The sequence below is a fragment of the Acidovorax sp. Root275 genome, assembly GCF_001428965.1.
Lineage (GTDB): Bacteria > Pseudomonadota > Gammaproteobacteria > Burkholderiales > Burkholderiaceae_C > Acidovorax > Acidovorax radicis.
In genome coordinates, this window is record NZ_LMJH01000001.1 from 509279 (window position 1) to 527927 (window position 18649).

The following is an 18649-nucleotide window of genomic DNA, read 5'->3' on the forward strand; positions in this document are numbered from 1 at the left end:
TCGTTGATGGGAGGTCGAGAAGCCTGAGTACTGGGGTGTAGCTGCATTCCTGGTGACTATGCCCTGCTGCTGGCTCCAGAGTGCTAGAGGATGCTGTCAGGTGGGCACGGGTTGCCCATACGCCCATACCTTGCAGCGTTGGTAGAACACTTCGCCTCCCCATGAGTTCCATATTGCTGTGTTGATGTCCTTGGGTTCAAATAGTCCGGTCAATAATTCAATTGCCCGTTTCCGGTCCTGGGCAAGGCAAGCCAGTGCTGCATGATGAACTTGGTTGATAGAGTTCGGACGTTGATTGCTGAGGTCGGTGAGGGCTGCGTCTATCGTTTCCCATTCTATGAGTCCGGGTTTGAACGGGTTGAGTCGCAGTGCCGGCATGTGGTGAAAGGCTGCTAGGTAGATGACAGCATGCATTCCCGTGCCCTGTGTTTTGGCCGTTCGTTGCACTGCGAGCTCAGATAGCTCCTTTAGCTGGGAAAGGGCATCGGTGCTCTTGAGGTCGAGCGCGGCCACCACATCCTCGAAGAACATTTCGCCGGGTTCTGACATGGCGGGTAGGTGGGCCTTGACCATCGCCAGCGTCTGCGCGGGCGTCGCGCCGCCCATGGTTTGCAGGGCGATGTAGGTGGAATTCCACATCGGGTCCGTGCGGCCTTGCTCTCTCACTTTGTCCAGGGCCTTGATGGCCTCGGTGGTCTGGCGTTCTTGGGCGGCCCAGTCGCGGTTGGCGGGGGCATCGCGCACCGCCAGCCGGCCCAGGAAGATGGCGGCCGGTACGCTGTTGGGCGATGCCTGTACCCATTGCCGGGCCAGGCCCCAGGCGGCCGTGGCCTCGGGCGTGTTGCCGCCCGCGCCACCGCTGCGCGCTCGCAGCGCACTGAAGAAGGACTCGGCACCATTGCGGCTGGATTTGGCTGCGGGCTGCTGCACCGCCGTAGCGTACAGGCTTTCGACCTGGGCGAATTCCTGACGTTGCAGGCGCGGGTAGGCGTCCATGTAGTCGTGAAAGCTCGGCTGGGCCAGGCTCGTGTCGGCCGTGCCGGGATACAGGAGCAGGGCGTAGGCCACCGCCAGCGACGCGCGCCGCATCACGAAGCGTTGCCCTGCGACCAGCTCTTGCAGCGCACGTACTCGTTGCGGCCTTCCCAGGCTTCGGGCACCACGTCCTGGCCAATGCGCTGCAGCACCTCGGCCGTAGTCTTCTTGTCCTGCGCGGCCACGCAGGCCAGGCGGGCGTACGAGTTGAGGTTGTAGTTGTCGGGGTAGCGCTTGACCAGGTCCTCGAAGCCCGCGCGGATGCGCGGCCAGTCCACGTCGGGACGGGTGAAGACCGCCGCGCCCTGGTGGTTCAAGCCGTAGTACACGTTCCAGTAGATGCGGGCGTAGAAGGTCTGCGCCTGTTCGGCCTTAGTGTTCTCCACTGCCTGCGCTGCCAGGTCAGCAATCGCCTTGTAGCTGCCGCCCCATTGCGGCAGCAGGCTTTGCGAGATGGTGAAGTAGATGTCGTGGTTTTTGGGGAAGGCGGCGATCGCGTCCTGGGCCAGCTTGGCATAGTCTTGGCGGCTGGCCTGGCCATACTGCGCGTAGGTCAGCAGCTCGGACCACCAGTTGGGGTCCTTGCGGCCGTACTCGGCATTCGCGAACAGGGTGCGCAGGGCCTGCTGGTTGAGCTCCAGGAATTTCTTCATGTCCTCGTCGCGCACGGTATTGGCGTAGCCGCCGCCCCGGTGCGCCCAGGCCTGCCTGCTGTAGGCGTTGGCCAGGGTCATGGTCGCAAGGGTGGACTGGGGGTTCTGCTTGAGCCAGGCCTGGGCCCGTTTCTGGTGCTCGACCCAGAAGGCGTCGTTGACGCGCGGGCAAGGCTCCTTGGCGCACGGTGGCAGTGGCGACGCGCCGCCGAATCCGCTTACGATGGAGCGCACCATCCGGTTGGCGCGGTAGACGCCGGAGGGCATGCGTGCATCGTCCAGCAGTGCCTTGGTGTACCAGGCGTCCAGCTTGGTGTAGTCGCCCGACGAATAGTTCTTGACGAACAGCACGACGATTTCGCTGCGCTCCTCGGCATCGCCCGCGTAGGCGGTGGTGCCCCATGGGCCGGCGAACAATGGCAGAGCCAGGGCAGCGGCAGCCGCCCAGCGTATGGTGAGTTTCCTCATGATTCCCTCTCTCTTTTTAGGTGGGGGGAATTTACACGGACTTGGTGCCGCGGTGCTATTGCACCCTCGCCGCAGCGGAAACGCCGCCCCTTTGAGCGCATCGGCATTGGCCAAGCGCTGCAGCATCAAGTCGCTCCAGTCCATCTCGGGCAGGCCTTCGCTGGCCCGGAAGTCGCGTAGCTGAGCGTCGTAGTCGCCGATCTTGGCAGCGAGGCTGGCGGGGGCGGTATAGCACTCGTGGTGCAGCACGCTGGCATATTGCAGGTGGTGAGGCTTGATGGTAGCGGGACGGGTGGGGTCGGGGCGGTCCATGACCAAGCCGAACACGGGGAACACGCCGGCCGGTGTGCCCACCACCTGGGCCACGGCGACGGCCGGCATCAAGCTATGCCAGGGCGCGCAGCGTGGGGATGTGTTTTGCTGGGCAAGGCACTTTGCATTGCCATGACAATAGCTCCCATGGCCGAAGACGAAGACCGAGTACATTCCGAAGAACTGCTGGCGCAAGTGGCTGCGCTCCCTGCGCTGCCAGGTGTCTACCGCTATTTCGACGCCCAGGGCGCACTCTTGTATGTGGGCAAGGCGCGCCACCTCAAGCGGCGCGTGTCGAGCTACTTCACCAAGAACCATGGCGGCACCCGCATTGGCCACATGGTCAGCAAGATCGTGCGCATGGAGACGACGGTGGTGCGCTCCGAGGCCGAGGCGTTGCTGCTCGAAAACAACCTCATCAAGACGCTGAACCCCAAGTTCAACATCCTGTTCAGGGACGACAAGAGCTATCCGTATCTCAAGATCACCGGCACACCTGCGGCCAGCGGCAATGCGCCCGGCCAGGTGTTTCCGCGGATAGCGTATTACCGGGGTGCGGTGGACAAGCGCCATCGGTACTTCGGCCCGTACCCCAGCGCCTGGGCGGTCAAGGAAACCATCCAGCTGCTGCAGAAGGTGTTTCGACTGCGCACCTGCGAGGACACCGTGTTTGCTAACCGCACGCGGCCCTGTCTTTTGTTCCAGATCAAGCGCTGCACCGGCCCGTGTGTGGATCTGATCTCGCCCGAGGCCTATGCCGCCGACGTGTCGCATGCCGAGGCGCTGCTGCGCGGCGAAACGCAGGAGGTACTGCAAGCCATGGAGGCGCGCATGATGGCGCACTCCGACAAGCTCGAATTTGAGCAGGCCGCCGAGGTGCGCAACCAGATCCAGGCGCTGTCGCGCGTGCTGCACCAGCAGTCCATCGAGATTGCGGACGACAAGGATGTGGACATCCTGGCCGTGCGCGTGCAAGGCGGCCGTGCCTGTGTGAACCTGGCCATGGTGCGCGGTGGGCGGCATCTGGGAGACCGGCCGTATTTCCCGGTGCATGTGGAAGACGCTGCTGCCGTGTTTGAGGAAGAGGGGGGCGAGGGGGCTGAGGTTGTCGATGAAAATGCGCCGGCCAGGCCCGTTCGCCGGGTCGAGGTGCTGGTGCTTGAGGCCTTCATCGCCCAGCACTACATCGGTGTGCCGGTGCCGCCGGTGCTGGTCACCAGCGAACCGGTGGACAAGGCGCTGCTGGAGGCAATGGGCGACCAGGCCGGTGTGCGCGTGACCGCGATCCACCAGCCCCGCGAGCAACGCCGCGCCTGGCTGGACATGGCGCAGAAGAACGCCGACCTGCAACTGGCCCGGCTTCTGGCCGAAGAAGGCTCGCAGCAAGCCCGCACCCGTGCACTGGTAGAGGCGCTGGACCTGCCGCCCGAGGACATCGACCAGCTCACCATCGAGTGCTTCGACATCTCGCACACGGCGGGCGAATCCACCCAGGCATCGTGCGTGGTGTTCCACCATCACAAGATGCAAAGCAGCGAATACCGCCGCTACAAGATCGAAGGCATTACCGGCGGCGACGATTACGCCGCCATGCGCCAGGTGCTGACGCGCCGCTACAGCAAGGTGGCCGAGGCGGCGCGTGAAGCCGGTGGCATCGACTTTGCGGTCAACCCCGCGCCGGGAGGGGAAGAACCCTCTAAGCCCAAAGGCGTGGCGCGGCTGCCGGACCTGGTGCTCATCGATGGCGGCAAGGGCCAGGTCGGCGTGGCGCGCGAGGTGTTTACCGCGCTGGGGTTGGATTTGACGCGCATTGTGGGTGTCGAGAAGGGCGAAGGCCGAAAAGTGGGCCTGGAAGAGCTGGTGTTTGCCGATGGGCGCGAGAAGGTTTATCTGGGCAAGGACTCGGCTGCGCTGATGCTGGTGGCGCAGATCCGTGATGAAGCCCACCGCTTCGCCATCACGGGCATGCGCGCTGCGCGCGCCAAGGTGCGCGTGGGCGGTGGCCAGCTCGAAGAAATTGCGGGGGTGGGGCCCAAGAAGCGGGCGCGGTTGCTGCAGCGGTTTGGTGGGGTGCGCGGGGTGGCGTCGGCCAGTGTGGAAGACCTGGTTACGGTGGATGGCATCTCGCGCGAACTGGCGGAAGAAATTTATAGGGCGTTGAGATAAGCCTTATCCACAGCGCCGCTGCCGCGCCGTGACACAATCGCCGCCATGTTCTGGACTATCCCCACCTTGATGACCTGGACGCGCATCGTCGCGATACCTTTGATCGTGGGAGTGTTCTACGCGCCGCTGGACCCGGCCACTCGCAACCTGATTGCGACGGTGATGTTCGTGGTGTTTGCCGCCACCGACTGGCTGGATGGCTACCTGGCGCGCAAGCTCAACCAGACCTCGTCCTTTGGAGCCTTCCTCGACCCGGTGGCCGACAAATTTCTGGTGTGTGCATCGCTCCTGGTGCTGGTGCACCTGCAGCGTGCCGATGTATTTGTGGCCCTCATCATCATCGGGCGCGAGATCGCGATCTCGGCCTTGCGCGAGTGGATGGCGCAGATCGGCGCGAGCAAGAGTGTGGCCGTGCACATGATCGGTAAGGTCAAGACCACAGTGCAGATGGTGGCCATCCCGTTCCTGCTGTACGACGCCCGCCTGTTTGGCGTGATTGACACGGGGGTGTGGGGCACCTGGTTGATCTGGGCATCGGCGGTGCTCACGGTCTGGTCCATGGTGTATTACCTGCAGAAGGCGCTGCCAGAAATCCGGGCGCGTGTGAAATAGCACGGGGTGGATTCCGCATCCCCCAGCGCTTCGGCGTGTGAATGCTAGGTGCAATCGCCCTCGCTGCATTGTCGGAACTGGGGTGTCAATACGGAGTGCTGCCCATACGGCGTGTTTGAGACAAAAACGCCCCACAAGCCCTGTCGCAGCGTGAAATACGACTAGAATTCACCCCAACGCTGCGCCAAACCAGCGTGTTGTATTGACACCCGGAAACTCGATGGCTTTAATCTGATGCAGCAGCCACTGCTGTGTATGCCAGTCATTCCCCCGTCTGTTTTCAACCAGCCTTCGGCTGCGCTTTCGGACGTGTGAAGACCAGATATCCGCGAGACATTCCATCAACTCTTTTCCGAGAGGCTTCTTGTGAACAAAACCGAACTGATTGAGCACATCGCTACCAACGCCGACATCTCCAAGGCCGCTGCTGCTCGTGCCCTGGAATCCACGATCGAGGCCGTCAAGAAGACCCTGAAGAAGGGCGGCACCGTTTCGCTCGTCGGTTTCGGTACCTTTGCGGTCGGCAAGCGTGCTGCTCGCACGGGCCGCAATCCCCGTACGGGCGCTACGATTAAAATCAAAGCTGCTAAAGTTCCGAAGTTCCGTCCTGGCAAGGCATTGAAAGATGCCTTGAACTGAGGATCAGTTTAGGTGGGGTCCTTAGCTCAGTTGGTAGAGCGGCTCCTTTACACGGAGTAGGTCGGCGGTTCGAGACCGTCAGGACCCACCATCACCGAACAAAGGCGAACGCAAGTTCGCCTTTTGTTTTTTGCCTTCTGAAAGATCGACCATGTTTGAATCCATCCGCAAGCACTCCAAGATCGTGATGATCTTATTGTTCTTGCTGATCATTCCATCGTTTGTGCTGGTAGGCATTGACAGCAACTACTTCTCTGAAAAGAGCCCTGTGGTGGCACGTGTCGATGGCGACAAGATCAACCAGACCGACTGGGACAACGCGCATCGCGTGGAGACTGACCGCATGCGTGCGCAGTCTCCCTCGGTCGATCCCAAGCTTCTTGACTCGCCACAGGCCCGCTACGCCACGCTGGAGCGTCTGGTACGCGACCGCGTGTTGGCTGCTGCGGCGAAGGAAATGCACTTGGTGACGAGTGATGCGCGCCTGGCGCGCAGCCTGCAGGAGATTCCCGCCATCGCCGGGCTCAAGCGTGCTGACGGTACGCTGGACGCAGAAGCCTACCGAGCATTGGTGGGTACGCAAGGTTTGACGCCTGAAGGTTTTGAGGCCAATGTGCGCCGCGACTTGTCGATCAATCAGGTCATCGGTGGCGTGATGGGTACAGCGTTCAGCACCAATACCCAGGTCAAGCTTGCACTCGACCCGCTTTACGAGCAGCGAGAAATTCAGGTAGTACGTTTCAAATCCACGGACTTCTCGACCAAGGTCGCGACCACGGATGCGGATCTGGAGGCCTATTACAAGGCGCATCCCGCCCAGTTCCTGCAGCTGGAGCAGGCTGCGGTGGAATACGTAGTACTGGACCTCGACAGCGTGCGTTCGGGAATCACGCTCAATGAAGACGATCTGCGCACCTACTACAAGGAAAATGTGGCGCGGATGGCCGGCAAAGAAGAACGTCGGGCCAGCCACATCCTGATCAATGCCCCCAAGGATGCCTCTTCTGCGGACCGCGAGAAGGCGAAGACCCGCATCACGGAACTGCTGGCGCAGGTGCGCAAGGCGCCAGCCACGTTTGCGGACGTGGCCAAGAAGGCTTCGGACGACAAGGGTTCGGCCACAGCAGGCGGGGACCTGAATTTCTTCGGGCGTGGTGCCATGGTCAAGCCGTTTGAGGAGGCCGCCTTTGCCCTCAAGAAAGGCGAAATCAGCGATGTTGTGGAGACCGATTTTGGCTACCACATCATCCAGTTGACCGACATCAAGGCGCCGCGCCAGCCTTCCTTCGAAGAACTGCGTCCCACCATGGAGGCAGAACTCAAGCAGCAGCAGGCCCAGCGCAAATTTGCGGAAGTGGCCGAGGCGTTCACCAATAGCGTGTACGAACAGTCAGACAGCCTCAAGCCGGTGGCCGAGAAGCTCAAGCTCAAGGTGCAGACTGTTTCCGGCGTTACCCGGGCGCCGGCGCCCGGTGCAGTCGGACCGCTGGCCAACCCCAAGTTTCTGGAGGCACTCTTCTCTTCGGATTCGTTGCAGAACAAGCGCAATACCGAAGCCGTGGAAGTAGGTCCGAGCCAGCTGGCTGCGGGCCGTGTGGTGCAGTACACCCCCGCCAAAACCCTGCCCCTGGACGAAGTGCGTGCTCGTGTGCGTGAGCTCTATATCGGGCAGAAGGCTTCGGAGCTGGCCCGCAAGGAAGGCGAAACCAAGTTGGCAGCGTGGAAGGCCACCCCGGCAAGCGCCAGCGGCTTGGGCGCTTCTGTGCAGATTTCACGGGAACAGGTTCAGAACCTGCCCCGGCCCTTGATTGATGCCGCATTGCATGCGCCAGCCGCGGATGCCCTTCCTGCCTGGGTCGGTGTGGACCTGGGGGCCGACGGCTATGCCGTGGTGAAGGTGAACCGCATCGTGCCTCGTCCCGCCCCTGAAGGACAGCGCGCGCAGCAGGAGCGCCAGCAATACATGCAATGGTGGGCGTCCGCTGAAGGGCAGGCGTATTACGAGATGCTCAAAAAGCGTTTCAAGGCCGAGATCAAGACACCTCGGCCTTCAGCCACCGTACAAGCGGCTGCAGAAAATTAAGTAAATTGGCTGTAGGGATCAAAATCCCAAGCTATAATACAAAGCTACGGTGGCTGTAGCTCAGTTGGTAGAGTCCAGGATTGTGATTCCTGTTGTCGTGGGTTCGAGCCCCATCAGCCACCCCAAATCAGAAAAAGCGCCGCAACAATTGTTGCGGCGCTTTTTTGTTTTGGGGCTTCAAAATGAGGACGCTCTAAGGGCAACGACCATCTGACCAATCCGAGAACTGCATTTCTTTGATGTGATTCGGGTTGTGCACGGTGGAGTGCATGGTGCACAGCGCATACTGTGCCTTAAATCTTTTTGGAGCCTTCAATGAGCCTTGTGATCCGCGATGCGTCGCCCAGTGAGAAACGTGGCAACGCCATGTCTGCAGCCCTTGCCAAGGAGCAGCTCGAATACGCGGTCCAGATCGTGCGAGAAGTTTTGCCCCAGAGTGCAAGTGATGGCGCCCTCATTGGAGCAGTGGTGCAGGCAATTGCCATGAACTACGCGGCAGTCCCGCAGCCAAACCGGTAGTGCCTCAGGTGTTCTGGTGCGCGAGTTAGTGCGCCCAGGTAACTGGCTCTTAAAAAGCGTTGGCTGGGTTGCCGTTGCTTTTTGAAGCGTGTTGCGTGGTTGGGTTGGGAAAAGCAGTTGGCTCCGCTGAGCGGGGGGAGCTGGCCCCGGAGGAGTTCACATAGTGGCTTGAAACCCGCATGAATGCTAGGTTTCATGTTTTCGATTTGGAAAAGTACCGTCAAAAGTACCGTCATTTGCGAAAGCGTCCCCTTTCCGTTGCAGTAAGTCCACGCCGGATTCGGTGTCGCTCTTGTCGTCCCTTCGCCCGTGTGCCTACACGCGCACTTATCGCGGGAGCAGGTCAAATCGGATCGGATCGCATAGGCCGACCATTACGCTACTTTTCTCCACTGCAGTTTGTGGGCCTGTTCTGCTGGTGAGAACGCTGTACCTATTGCGACCGTCTTTTTCCTGAAAGAACGAATAAATTTCCGTGGTCGCGCCCGGGTAGTGCGCAAGAATCGAAATTGACCTGTCGGATGACCTGAGCAGCACAAGCTTTGCGCCGTCCTGCGTCATGCTGATAGGTTTGTTGCGAACATCGATGAATAGCATGTCCAGCGTGCCTGTAGGTGTCCGCACGAGCGTCAATACGCCCTCGGAGATTTTTTCATCTGACCACCCCGCATCCGCCTTTTCCACAATGCCGCTGAAATGTCGGTACACCTTGCCTGCAGGACTTCTGCACGTTGCGATGTCCGCTTGTTGCGAATGTGCGCCCGCTGTTGCGAGCAATGCGCTAAGTGCGCAGATGGCTTTGAAGTACACGTTTTTTCCCAATCTGCGTAGGCTCACCAGCGGTGTCTATCGTTGATTGGCGAATTTTCGTTTGATTGTTTTCAAACGGGGGATTTTTTCTGCGAGTGAGGGTCGGCGGGGTGTCATCAAAGCCGCGAGTTCAGACTTTGCACGCTCCCCGTGTCCGTTTCCTCTCGCACGCAAATGAGTTACGAGCTCAAATAGCTTGTGTATTTGAAACGTTCCGTTACGATCTGTGAAAGGAGAGCTTTCATGACCCCTCAAAAATTGTGCTACTAGCCGCTGCTGCAATCTTGGCTTTCGGTGCCCAAGCGCAGACGTATCAACAGATTGGTAATACGACGTACGGGAGCAATGGAACTAGCTACCAACAGATCGGAAACACCACTTACGGCAGCAATGGGACCAGCTACCAGCAGATCGGAAACACCACCTACGGTAGCAACGGAAATAGCTATCAGCAGATAGGAAACACGACGTACGGGAGCAACGGAAGCAGTGCCAGCACGATTGGCAACTCAACGTATATTAACCATGGGAATGGCAAGACCAGCACTTGCAACCGCATTGGGCAGTCGGTGTATTGCAACTAGGTTTTTAAACGGTGCAACTGTTGAGCCCCTTGCATTCTTGCAGGGCTGTTCTCAGTGTCTTAGCTGCGTTTCGTTCAACGTATCACGCTGCGCCCGCAGCGCTTCGCGCAGCTCTTTGATTGCCCTTCGCATGGCATCCCGCTGCCCACCACGGTCAGCATTACGCGCTGCCACCGCTTTTCCTTCTAGGCTTACGGGGCCTGTGGACTGATTCCATGGCTTCCACCGCTGGATGGCCTCGCGCTGGCGTTGTCGTTGCTCCTGCGTCCATGTGCGTGCTGCCATGCCCTGAATCCTCTAATAGTTCGTTCTGCAGTGTTTCTGTTTTTCTCGCGCGCGTGCTGGTGTTTCTTGTTGTCGTTTTGTTGTTGATCTGTTGCGGCCCGTGGGCAATGTTGGCCTGTTTGGCAAAGATCACCGGCGGGTTCTTGATGGCGGCCAGTGTCTCCAGCGTGGCGCGGCACTGGCCCTGGGCCTTGAGTGCCAGCCGCATATAGCGCTCGGTGGCGTCCAGATACTCGCCCATGTTCAGCGCTGCCCGCCGGGCCATCTCGTTAAAGATGGCGTCCAGTGTTGCGGCCTGCGCCGTGAGGGTGGTTTCTGCGTGCTTGAGGTCGCCGCCGTGGGTGGCGTCCACGCGCTTCTTGAGCGTCATCACGCACTCGGTCACGTCCAGCGCACCAAACGTGCCCTTTGCGAACGTGCGTGCAGTCATCGCGTTGGCCGCAACGCTGCCCAGCGCCATTGCCGCGATCTGGGCGGCGTCAGTCTGCGCTGGGTCTTTGTGTAGCTGCAGGGTGTTGGGGTCGGGGTTGCCACTTGGCGCCGCCGGGGCCTGGGCCTTCTTCTTCATCGTGCTTGCTCCTTGAATCCTGTGCAGTGCTGGAGCATTACCACCAGCCCATGCGCCAGCCCGGCGTCCGCAGCGCGGGTGCCGATGGCCGCCTGCTTCCAGTTGCTGCAGCGCCATGAGTTCACGCATTGCAGATGGGCGCACTCCAGGCACAGTCGGCGGTTGTCGTTGTCCCTGTCCCGCGTCACCAGCTTGTCGGCCAGCGCTTCGGCATCGTCCAGGGTCAGCCCCTTGTCGGTGAAGCGCGCCAGCCGCGCTGTGAAGGTGTCAATCTCTGCCGTGTTCATCGCAGCGCCATGGGGCCAGCACCAGCGGTCAGGGTCTGCGTTCGCTTCGTTGGCCGGAGGCTGTTGCGGGGCTGTAAAGTTTTCAGAAGCCCCATCGGGGCACGCTACAAAACCTACGAAACCCGGTTCTGTAGGTTTCGTAGCGTCCGCTTTGGGGTGTGTTGCCAATTTCAGGCGCTGTAGCCACTTCATCACGCACCGCCTTTCACCAGCAGGGGGTGCAGCACGTAGCGTTCGCTGGGTCTGCCGCCTGTGGTGCCGCTGGGCGTTGCCTCGCGTTCCAGCCAGCCATAGTCGGCCAGCAGGTCGGCGGCCTTGCGCACTGCGTCTGGCGTGCCCAGTCCTGCCCAGTGTTTCACCGCGATCTGCCGGGGCGTGAAGGCATTCAGCAAAGCCCCGTCACTGTCGGCCAGCTTGCCCGCCTTGATCTTGTCCAGCAGTTGCTTGGCTGCGCTGGTTTCTGGCATCACCGCTGCGGCGTACAGGCGCTCGGCATGAGTGCGCAGGTAGTCGGCCCACGCTAACGCGCGGATCAGTTCGCGCTCATGGATCAGGTGTCCACTTTCGGGCGTGTCCACCAGGGCAAATATCAGCGCCAGGGCGGGCACCAGCTTGCGGTATTTGGCTAGGTGCGACACCAGCGCCGGGTGCAGTTCTTCGCCGCGTAGCTCTGTTTCAAACGGGATCAGCCACTCCTCAAACAAGGCTTGAGCATCGGGCGTAAAGCGCCATTCCTGTGCATCGCTGTCCGTGGCTGTCTGCAGTTGATTCAAGCGTTCAAACACCGCCCATGCAGCCTGCTTGGCGGGGGTGTCGGGCCACCGATCTACATAGACAAATTCGCGGTGCACATCCGGCCACACGATCAGCCCAAAGCGCTGCAGCAAGCCATCATCACCCGCACCACCTGCCACGGCGTCGCGCACGTAGCTCTGCACCTTGCCGGGCTGGATGCCGCCCAGCATTGCCAGACAGACGCGGGGCACAAACGATTCACCGCGCCCGATGCGGTCCACAGCGTGGCCCTGGTTGCCGTCATAGCCCGTCAGATAGAAGCCCCGCGCACCCTCCTGCCCCTGCTTGTCCATGCTGCACAGCAGGCCGTGGATTTCATCGCGATAGACCAGCGTGCCCCATGGGTTCACGGTCAGCAGCTCGGCCAGTTTCTCCACCGTGGCATCGTTGACCACGTAGCGCCGCATGGTGGGCTCTGGTGTCATGTTGTCCGCTGGCTGCAACAGCGCCCGCGCTTTGGCCGGGTCTTTGGCGGCCTGGGCTGCGGCCTGCTTTTCGTTGGCCTTGGCGGCCAGCTCGGCCACCTTGCAATCGAGTTGCCAGGCTTCGTGCGCGGCCTGCCATTTTTCCCGCTCTGTTTTTTCAATGCGCTGCAGGGGCTTCAATACCTCGCTCAGTGCGGGCGACTTCATCACACCAGGGCGGCCTACGATGGCCCCCCACAGGTTGGGCGTTACTGCCCAATCGTCGCGGGCCTTGGGTTTGACCACCGCACGCGCACCGATCAGGCTGGATAGAGCCACCACAGCCCCCACCGCTGTGAAGTCGGGCGGGCACTGCATACGGTCTGCAATGTCTGCCACCCAGCCGCGCAGGGCCTCGGGCAGCAGCTCTGCATCAAACGGTGCCACGGGCGGCAGGCCACTGGGCAGGGGCACCGGGTCAGGCCAGCCGCTGTCGGTGGATGCCGTCGCTGCACTATCAATGCACGCCTTCACCGCATCCAGCCCCAGCAGTTGGTGCAGGTCGTTAAAGTCCGTCGCCTTCTCTGGGCGGCTGTCGCCAAAGTGAGGTTTTGCGAGGTCGCCGCCCACCTCATGCGCCGCCTCGGTGGCTTTCGTCAGGCCGGGGTTTCCATCGGTGCGCCAGTCATCGTCGGCGGCCACGATGATCCGCAGTGCGGGGTATTTGCCGTGCAGTGCCTGGGCCACGGGCAGCAGGTTGCCTGCGTTGAAAGCCACTGCCACCGCGTGCCGTGTGGCCTCATGGATGCTTGCCCCGGTGGCGAAACCCTCGCACACCACCAGCACGCCTTGGGGCTTGCCCATGGAGTGATAGCAGCCTGCTACCCGCCCGCCGGGCAGAAAGCGCTTTTCACCATCGGGTGCAATGGTTTGCAGGCTGTGCAATGTGCCGTCCACATCGCGCAGGGGGACCACCAGCCGGTGCCCGTCACTTCGTGCGCCGTTGGGCTGTATGCCCTTGCGTGCCAGGTACTCATGCTGCATTGCCGGTGCTGCGGCCTGCCACAGCGCTGCCGCTGTCTGGCGGGCCTGTTGCTGGCGTTGGGCCTGCTCTGCATCGCGCTGTGCCTTCATGGCCTTGATGCGCTGGCGGTGTGCGTCGCGCTCGGCCTGGGTCATCGCCGTGTCGGGCTTGCTGCTCCAGGTCTGCGACCAGCCATTGCGCCAGCAGCCAAACACGCCCGCCGCGACGCCGTCCGGGTGCAGCACATACCAGCCCGAGTCGTCGCCACGCTTGCCGCTGGTGTTGAAGCGGTGCAGGCTTCCATCAGCCTCAATGGTGGGCGGTGGTGGCAGGCCCGCCGCCTCCATGGCGGTGCTGAATCCATCAATGGCGCTCTGCATGGTTGCCCCCCTTGGGTTCCAGCACGTAGAGCCCCACGCGGTGTTTACCGCCGCCTTCGGTTTCTACCGTCTGCCAGTGCGTGCGGATCACATCACCGGCATAGCGCAGTTGCATCACCCGTGCGCGCGGGTCGTAGCAGCCCAGATAGCGTGAAGCCTCAAACGTGCTGAGTGCAAAGCGGGCCAGCGCAGCCCGGATGCGTGTGCATTGCGCCGTGGCGTCGGTGCCCGGATGCGCGGCCAGAATCTCGGCCAGTGCCTGCCGCTTGGTTGCGTCGGTGTGCATGGTGTGCACCTTTACGCATCGGCGGTGTGTTGGTTGATCCATGCGCGCACGTCGCCCACCTTCCATGCCGTCACGCGCTCAGACAGGCGGTGCGGCTTAGGGAACGTGCCTGCTTTTACTTTACGCCATAGCGTGGGCGCGCTGAAGGGCAGGGGGGCTGGGTTGTCTGGGCGCTTGGGGCTCTGCACCAGTTGCGCCTCGCGGATGAATGCGCTGTCTGGGAGCTTGTCGAAAGTTGCGATATGGATTGACATTTACTGCCGCCTTATGAAGAAGTGACGGCTTGAATGTCTTTGGATCAAGTCCTAGCTTGAAGTCCTAATGCAGTGCACAGGCTAGCCTCTGCATTGCACCGGCTAACCAGCGGGTGGGGTATTTCTAAGGGCTTTTCTGGCGGATGCATAAGACATCCCAAGTGCCCCGCACTCCTCTTCGGCGCATCTATCGCGGTTTGTATATTTGCCAGACGCCCAAAGCTCGCGCATTTTTTGGGCCTTTTCTCGGGAGCCGCCTGCCTTGTCGTGAAGGGCATTCGCCGCGCGCTGTGCTTTCATTGCTCTTTCCAACTTACTTGCATCTGCGGCTTGCAGCTCTAGCCCTAGGCATTTCCCTGCTGCAGTTTTGATTTGGGCTACCGATTGCCACGCACCAAGCATCACGAATCCAAGATCATGATCTTCTTGCAGGTCACTCAGGATGCGATCTGCGATGAGGTCGGCCAAAGCTACTTGTAGAAGCAGCTGATTTCGCCGGGTGTTGTCGAGTGGTAGCTCTTCGGGCTGAACGCCAAACGCTACGTCCATCATGAGTGCTCTTGCGGTTTGTATCTCGCTCTGAGTTGCGCTGAGGTATCTATAGAGTTCAGCCGCATCGCTTTTGCTGTCGTGGAGTGATCTTTGGATCAATTCATAGAGGTATTTTTTCGTTGATTCGTCTAATGATTCGTTCATGAATAGCGCTCCCTTGTGCTCCCTAAAAAGGTGCCAGCCCAGCCCGTCAGGGGAAACGGTTTTTCGGGGATCAGCCTAGGGCTGGCGAATCGGTCAGCGTTGAATCAGGCCGCGCTATGCAAGGGGATCACATCGGCCCCTTTGCGCAGCTTGTCCAAATAATCCGCCCACTCTTTCATCATCTTGCGCCGCTGCTCCATGAATTCCGCCCGGTCGTAGGCGGTCCCCAGAGGCCCGGATTTGCCGTGCGCCAGTTGGGCTTCGATCACATCGGCGGATATGCCGTGGATGCGCTCAATCATCAGCGTGCGCGCCATGGCCCGGAACCCGTGGGCGCTCATTTCGTCGGAGGCAAAGCCCATGCGCCGAAGGGCTGCATTGATGGTGTTGTCGCTCATGGCCCGTTCGCCCGTGCGCAGGCTGGGGAACACGTAGCGGCCATGGCCGGTGAAGGGCTGCAGCTCTTTCAGGATGGCGATGGCCTGCGGTGCCAGGGGTACAAAGTGCGGCCTGCCGTTGAGCTTCTGGGCCAGCCGCCGCTTCATGTCTTGCGATGGAATGGTCAGCAGGGCTTTGTCGAAGTCGATCCACGCCCATTCCATCTGCCGGATGTTGCCGGGGCGCTGAAAGAGCAGGGCAGACAGCGCCAGCGCCGCCTTGGTCATGGGCTGGCCGGTGTAGCCGTCTATGGCCCGCAGCAGTTCGCCCGCCTTGGCAGGCTCCAGCACGGCGGCCATGTGCTTGACCACGATGGGCTTTAAGGCGCCGTGCAGGTCGGTCACGGGGCTGCGTTCGCAGCGCCCCGTCTGCACACCGTAGCGGAACACCTGCCCGGCGGTTTGGCGCAGGGTGTGGGCGGTTTCGTTGGCGCCGCGCTTTTCCACCTTGCGCAGTGCGTCCAGCAGCACCGGGGCGGTGATGGCGGGTAGTGTCAGCTTGCCAATGTGCGGGAACAGGTCTTTCTCCATGCGCTCGATCCACCGCGCCGCGTAGCGGGGGCTCCAGCCGCTGGCCTGGGTGGCGTGGAATTCACGGGCCACGGCTTCAAAGGTGTTGGCTGCTGCTACGCGGGTTGCCAGCTTTTCGGCCTTCTTGGCTGCGCTGGGGTCGAGTCCTTCGGCCAGGAGTTCGCGGGCGTCGTCACGGCGCTTGCGGGCTTTGGCTAAAGAGACTTCGGGGTACACGCCTAATGCAAGTGTTTTGCGTTTTTCTGCGTGGGTGTAGTCCATCCGCCAATACCTGCCGCTGGCTTTGACCAACAGGTACATGCCCCCGCCATCGGCGTACTTGTCCCCGCTGGCTTTGCCGCTGTGCTTCACCTGCCGAACGAATGTGTCTGTGAGTGCCATTGCTTCCCCTGCTAACGGTATCTGGGGTGCGGTACTTCAGAGATACCGTCAGAGATACCGTTTTTTTGACGGTATCTCATGGTACGTAGTGAAATGGCTTGAGACAACAAAAAACCCGCAACGCTAGGAAACGTGCGGGTTCTGAGAGGGTGTGAGACTGTTTGAAATGCTACTTTGGCCTGCCCGGAGGGACTCGAACCCCCGACCTATAGCTTAGAAGGCTATTGCTCTATCCAGTTGAGCTACGGGCAGTAAACAGGCTTTCGGCGAAGATGTGCTTACTTGCTTTGCGGAGCGTTCCGCAACCGCGCCGTGGCGCAGAGCGCGAATCATAACCTGCGGCCGGAGCCTTCCCTGCGATGACCATCCTGATATTGGCAGTAGCAGAAGCACGGCGGATGCGGGTATAACAAGGTCACATACCCACCAACGGTTTTCCTTGATCCGTCGCCCGCACCATGCCGCACAGCGTCACGCTCATACATACCATCGCTGCCGCGCTCGGGCTGGCCCTGGCGTTGGGTTTTGTGGCGACTCGGTTGCGGTTGCCAGCGTTGATCGGGTATCTGCTGGCGGGCGTGGTCATCGGGCCTTACACACCTGGCTTTGTGGCGGATGCCGCGATGGCCAGCCAGTTGGCCGAAATCGGTGTGATGTTGCTGATGTTCGGCGTCGGTCTGCACTTCTCCTGGGGTGACCTGCTGGCCGTGCGCAAGATTGCGGTGCCTGGGGCCGTAGTGCAGATGATGGTGGCCACGGCGCTGGGCATGGCTTTGGCCACATGGTGGGGCTGGAGTCTGGGCGGGGCTCTGGTGTTTGGCCTGGCGCTCTCGGTGGCCAGCACGGTGGTGCTTTTGCGTGCCCTGGAAACCCTGGGAATTCTGGACAGCCACACAGGCCGGATTGCCGTGGGCTGGCTGGTGGTGGAAGACCTGGCCATGGTGCTGGTGCTGGTATTGCTGCCGCCGCTGGCTGGTTGGCTGGGCGGCAATGGGGGCGAGGGTGCCACGGCCCAGGGCGTGGACGGCACGGCGCTGTGGAAGACTCTGGGATGGACGTTGCTGCAGGTCGGGGGCTTTGTTGCGCTGATGCTGCTGGTGGGGCGCCGCCTGTTTCCCTGGGTGCTCTGGCAGGTGGCGCGCACGGGGTCGCGGGAACTGTTCACGCTGTGCGTCGTGGCGGCTGCGGTGGGCATTGCGTTTGGGTCTGCTGCGCTGTTTGGGGTGTCGTTTGCGCTGGGGGCTTTTTTCGCAGGCATGGTGATGCGCGAGTCGGAGTTCAGTCACCGGGCTGCGCAAGAGTCCTTGCCGCTGCGCGACGCTTTTGCCGTGCTGTTTTTTGTCTCGGTGGGCATGCTGTTTGATCCCGCCGTGCTGTGGGACCGGCCGTTTCAGGTGCTGGCGGTGGTGGCGATCATCATGCTGGGCAAGACGCTGGCGGCTGCCGCGCTGGTGCTGGCATTTCGCTACCCACTCAATACGGCGCTGACGGTTTCCGCAAGCCTGGCCCAGATTGGGGAGTTCTCTTTCATTCTGGTGGCGCTGGGCTCCTCCCTGGGGCTGCTGCCACCCGAAGGGGCCAGCCTGGTGCTGGCAGGGGCGCTGATTTCGATGGCGCTCAATCCGATGCTCTTTCATGCCATTGCACCGTTGCAGGCTTGGCTGCGGGCTCGCTCGGCACTGGCGCGGCGGCTAGAGCAGCGTGACGATCCCCTGGCCGAACTGCCCATGAGCACTGACGCCCGCTATCTTGCACGGCAGGTGGTTTTGGTGGGGTACGGCAGGGTGGGACGCCGCGTTGCCAACCTGCTGGTGGCCAACGACATCCCGTTTGTGGTGGCCGAGCAAAACCGTGAACTGGTGGAGTCGTTGCGGGAGTCTGGCATCGCGGCAGTTTTTGGGGACGCCGTGGACCCTGCCGTCCTGATACAGGCGCATATCGCCCGGGCCGCCATGCTGGTCATTGCAACGCCAGATACCCTGAATGTGCGGCAGATCATCACCACCGCGCGCACACTGAACCCCCATATCGAAACCGTGGTGCGCAGCCACAGTGGAGATGAGGCGCGGCGGCTTGCACAGGAGTGCGACAGCACGGTGTTTCTGGCCGATGAAGCGCTGGCCCAGGCCATGGCCCACCATGTGCTGGAGCGTACCGAAGCACGCCGTGCGCGACACACCAGCCCTGCATCGCTACACAGTCGGGTCTGAATTACAGTATTTTTGGCTGTTGGCGCTTGATAGATAAGCGCTGATAGCTACTAATTTTATAGTGACTGTCGATGGTGACTGTGATTGCACGCTCAATCGGGTCGGCCCAGCTCCTACGCCTTCCCGCGCGCTTGCCGCAACACCTTGCGTGGTTCGTCGGTCAGGGGCGTGCGCAAGTCTTTGGCTACCTCCAGCCCGCGTTGCACGGCGGGGCGCCGCATCAGCACGTC

The 18649-nt window shown here is 61.3% G+C and carries 16 protein-coding genes and 3 tRNA genes; 8 read left to right on the top strand and 11 right to left on the bottom strand.

Going from position 1 to position 18649, the window contains the following annotated elements; genetic code table 11:
* Window positions 1-96 precede the first annotated feature (96 nt).
* On the bottom strand, window positions 97-1089 hold the full coding sequence (locus ASE52_RS02370) for a hypothetical protein (protein ID WP_057223516.1): 993 nt from the start codon (window positions 1087-1089) through the stop codon (window positions 97-99).
* A complete protein-coding gene (locus tag ASE52_RS25985; protein WP_057223518.1) occupies window positions 1089-2537 on the bottom strand; it encodes a hypothetical protein in 1449 nt (482 codons plus the stop codon). Before ASE52_RS25985 ends, ASE52_RS02370 begins: the two co-directional genes overlap by 1 nt.
* 63 nt (window positions 2538-2600) lie before the next feature.
* On the opposite strand from ASE52_RS25985, the gene uvrC reads away from it, so the two are divergent.
* The 7 genes from uvrC to ASE52_RS02410 all read left to right on the top strand — a co-directional run bounded on the left by uvrC (window position 2601) and on the right by ASE52_RS02410 (window position 8487).
* A complete protein-coding gene (gene uvrC, locus ASE52_RS02380; RefSeq protein WP_241776898.1) occupies window positions 2601-4634 on the top strand; it encodes an excinuclease ABC subunit UvrC in 2034 nt (677 codons plus the stop codon).
* 45 nt (window positions 4635-4679) lie between these two features.
* Window positions 4680-5246, top strand: a complete 567-nt coding sequence (gene pgsA / locus ASE52_RS02385; RefSeq protein ID WP_010460895.1) for a CDP-diacylglycerol--glycerol-3-phosphate 3-phosphatidyltransferase — start codon at window positions 4680-4682, stop codon at window positions 5244-5246.
* Between the two features lie 366 nt (window positions 5247-5612).
* Window positions 5613-5885: an HU family DNA-binding protein gene (locus tag ASE52_RS02390; RefSeq protein ID WP_008906675.1), complete on the top strand. Its 273-nt coding sequence runs from the start codon at window positions 5613-5615 to the stop codon at window positions 5883-5885.
* Window positions 5886-5900: 15 nt separating this feature from the next.
* Window positions 5901-5976 (top strand) — tRNA-Val (locus ASE52_RS02395).
* A 60-nt stretch (window positions 5977-6036) separates the two neighbouring features.
* Window positions 6037-7968, top strand: coding sequence for a SurA N-terminal domain-containing protein (locus ASE52_RS02400; protein ID WP_057223523.1), 1932 nt, complete (start codon window positions 6037-6039; stop codon window positions 7966-7968).
* 49 nt (window positions 7969-8017) lie between these two features.
* Window positions 8018-8093: transfer RNA gene (locus ASE52_RS02405), tRNA-His, on the top strand.
* 190 nt (window positions 8094-8283) lie between these two features.
* The gene (locus tag ASE52_RS02410) at window positions 8284-8487 is read left to right on the top strand and encodes a hypothetical protein (RefSeq protein WP_010460906.1); all 204 of its coding nucleotides are present in this window, start codon (window positions 8284-8286) and stop codon (window positions 8485-8487) included.
* Between the two features lie 327 nt (window positions 8488-8814).
* On the opposite strand, the gene ASE52_RS02415 is transcribed toward ASE52_RS02410, so the two are convergent.
* The 9 genes from ASE52_RS02415 to ASE52_RS02450 all read right to left on the bottom strand — a co-directional run bounded on the left by ASE52_RS02415 (window position 8815) and on the right by ASE52_RS02450 (window position 16461).
* On the bottom strand, window positions 8815-9297 hold the full coding sequence (locus tag ASE52_RS02415; protein ID WP_140426121.1) for a hypothetical protein: 483 nt from the start codon (window positions 9295-9297) through the stop codon (window positions 8815-8817).
* A 744-nt stretch (window positions 9298-10041) separates the two neighbouring features.
* Window positions 10042-10734, bottom strand: a complete 693-nt coding sequence (locus tag ASE52_RS02420) for a hypothetical protein (protein WP_057223528.1) — start codon at window positions 10732-10734, stop codon at window positions 10042-10044.
* Entirely contained in the window at window positions 10731-11021 is a 291-nt protein-coding gene (locus ASE52_RS02425; RefSeq protein WP_057223530.1) for a hypothetical protein, read from the bottom strand. Before ASE52_RS02425 ends, ASE52_RS02420 begins: the two co-directional genes overlap by 4 nt.
* A gap of 191 nt (window positions 11022-11212) precedes the next feature.
* The gene (locus ASE52_RS24880; RefSeq protein WP_082606732.1) at window positions 11213-13624 is read right to left on the bottom strand and encodes a DUF3987 domain-containing protein; all 2412 of its coding nucleotides are present in this window, start codon (window positions 13622-13624) and stop codon (window positions 11213-11215) included.
* A complete protein-coding gene (locus ASE52_RS02435) occupies window positions 13608-13910 on the bottom strand; it encodes a helix-turn-helix domain-containing protein (protein WP_158004137.1) in 303 nt (100 codons plus the stop codon). The genes ASE52_RS24880 and ASE52_RS02435 overlap by 17 nt, the downstream gene beginning before the upstream one ends.
* Before the next feature lie 11 nt (window positions 13911-13921).
* On the bottom strand, window positions 13922-14164 hold the full coding sequence (locus tag ASE52_RS02440) for an AlpA family phage regulatory protein (protein ID WP_057223534.1): 243 nt from the start codon (window positions 14162-14164) through the stop codon (window positions 13922-13924).
* Window positions 14165-14266: 102 nt separating this feature from the next.
* Window positions 14267-14860, bottom strand: a complete 594-nt coding sequence (locus ASE52_RS25445; protein ID WP_140426123.1) for a hypothetical protein — start codon at window positions 14858-14860, stop codon at window positions 14267-14269.
* 104 nt (window positions 14861-14964) lie between these two features.
* Entirely contained in the window at window positions 14965-16209 is a 1245-nt protein-coding gene (locus ASE52_RS02445) for an integrase arm-type DNA-binding domain-containing protein (protein WP_057223536.1), read from the bottom strand.
* A gap of 175 nt (window positions 16210-16384) precedes the next feature.
* A tRNA-Arg gene (locus ASE52_RS02450) sits at window positions 16385-16461 on the bottom strand.
* A gap of 206 nt (window positions 16462-16667) precedes the next feature.
* Between ASE52_RS02450 and ybaL the strand changes: the two genes are divergently transcribed.
* A complete protein-coding gene (ybaL, locus tag ASE52_RS02455) occupies window positions 16668-18419 on the top strand; it encodes a YbaL family putative K(+) efflux transporter (protein ID WP_057223538.1) in 1752 nt (583 codons plus the stop codon).
* The last annotated feature ends 230 nt before the right edge of the window (window positions 18420-18649 follow it).

What these genes read in the sequence shown, in the direction of transcription:
- ASE52_RS02370 (WP_057223516.1), bottom strand. Translation starts at nt 1,089, where the DNA reads ATGCGGCGCGCGTCGCTGGCGGTGGCCTACGCCCTGCTCCTGTATCCC.
- ASE52_RS25985 (WP_057223518.1), bottom strand. Translation starts at nt 2,537, where the DNA reads ATGCCGGCCGTCGCCGTGGCCCAGGTGGTGGGCACACCGGCCGGCGTG.
- uvrC (WP_241776898.1), top strand. Translation starts at nt 2,601, where the DNA reads ATGACAATAGCTCCCATGGCCGAAGACGAAGACCGAGTACATTCCGAA.
- pgsA (WP_010460895.1), top strand. Translation starts at nt 4,680, where the DNA reads ATGTTCTGGACTATCCCCACCTTGATGACCTGGACGCGCATCGTCGCG.
- ASE52_RS02400 (WP_057223523.1), top strand. Translation starts at nt 6,037, where the DNA reads ATGTTTGAATCCATCCGCAAGCACTCCAAGATCGTGATGATCTTATTG.
- ASE52_RS02410 (WP_010460906.1), top strand. Translation starts at nt 8,284, where the DNA reads ATGAGCCTTGTGATCCGCGATGCGTCGCCCAGTGAGAAACGTGGCAAC.
- ASE52_RS02420 (WP_057223528.1), bottom strand. Translation starts at nt 10,734, where the DNA reads ATGAAGAAGAAGGCCCAGGCCCCGGCGGCGCCAAGTGGCAACCCCGAC.
- ASE52_RS02425 (WP_057223530.1), bottom strand. Translation starts at nt 11,021, where the DNA reads ATGAACACGGCAGAGATTGACACCTTCACAGCGCGGCTGGCGCGCTTC.
- ASE52_RS24880 (WP_082606732.1), bottom strand. Translation starts at nt 13,624, where the DNA reads ATGCAGAGCGCCATTGATGGATTCAGCACCGCCATGGAGGCGGCGGGC.
- ASE52_RS02435 (WP_158004137.1), bottom strand. Translation starts at nt 13,910, where the DNA reads ATGCACACCGACGCAACCAAGCGGCAGGCACTGGCCGAGATTCTGGCC.
- ASE52_RS02440 (WP_057223534.1), bottom strand. Translation starts at nt 14,164, where the DNA reads ATGTCAATCCATATCGCAACTTTCGACAAGCTCCCAGACAGCGCATTC.
- ASE52_RS25445 (WP_140426123.1), bottom strand. Translation starts at nt 14,860, where the DNA reads ATGAACGAATCATTAGACGAATCAACGAAAAAATACCTCTATGAATTG.
- ASE52_RS02445 (WP_057223536.1), bottom strand. Translation starts at nt 16,209, where the DNA reads ATGGCACTCACAGACACATTCGTTCGGCAGGTGAAGCACAGCGGCAAA.
- ybaL (WP_057223538.1), top strand. Translation starts at nt 16,668, where the DNA reads ATGCCGCACAGCGTCACGCTCATACATACCATCGCTGCCGCGCTCGGG.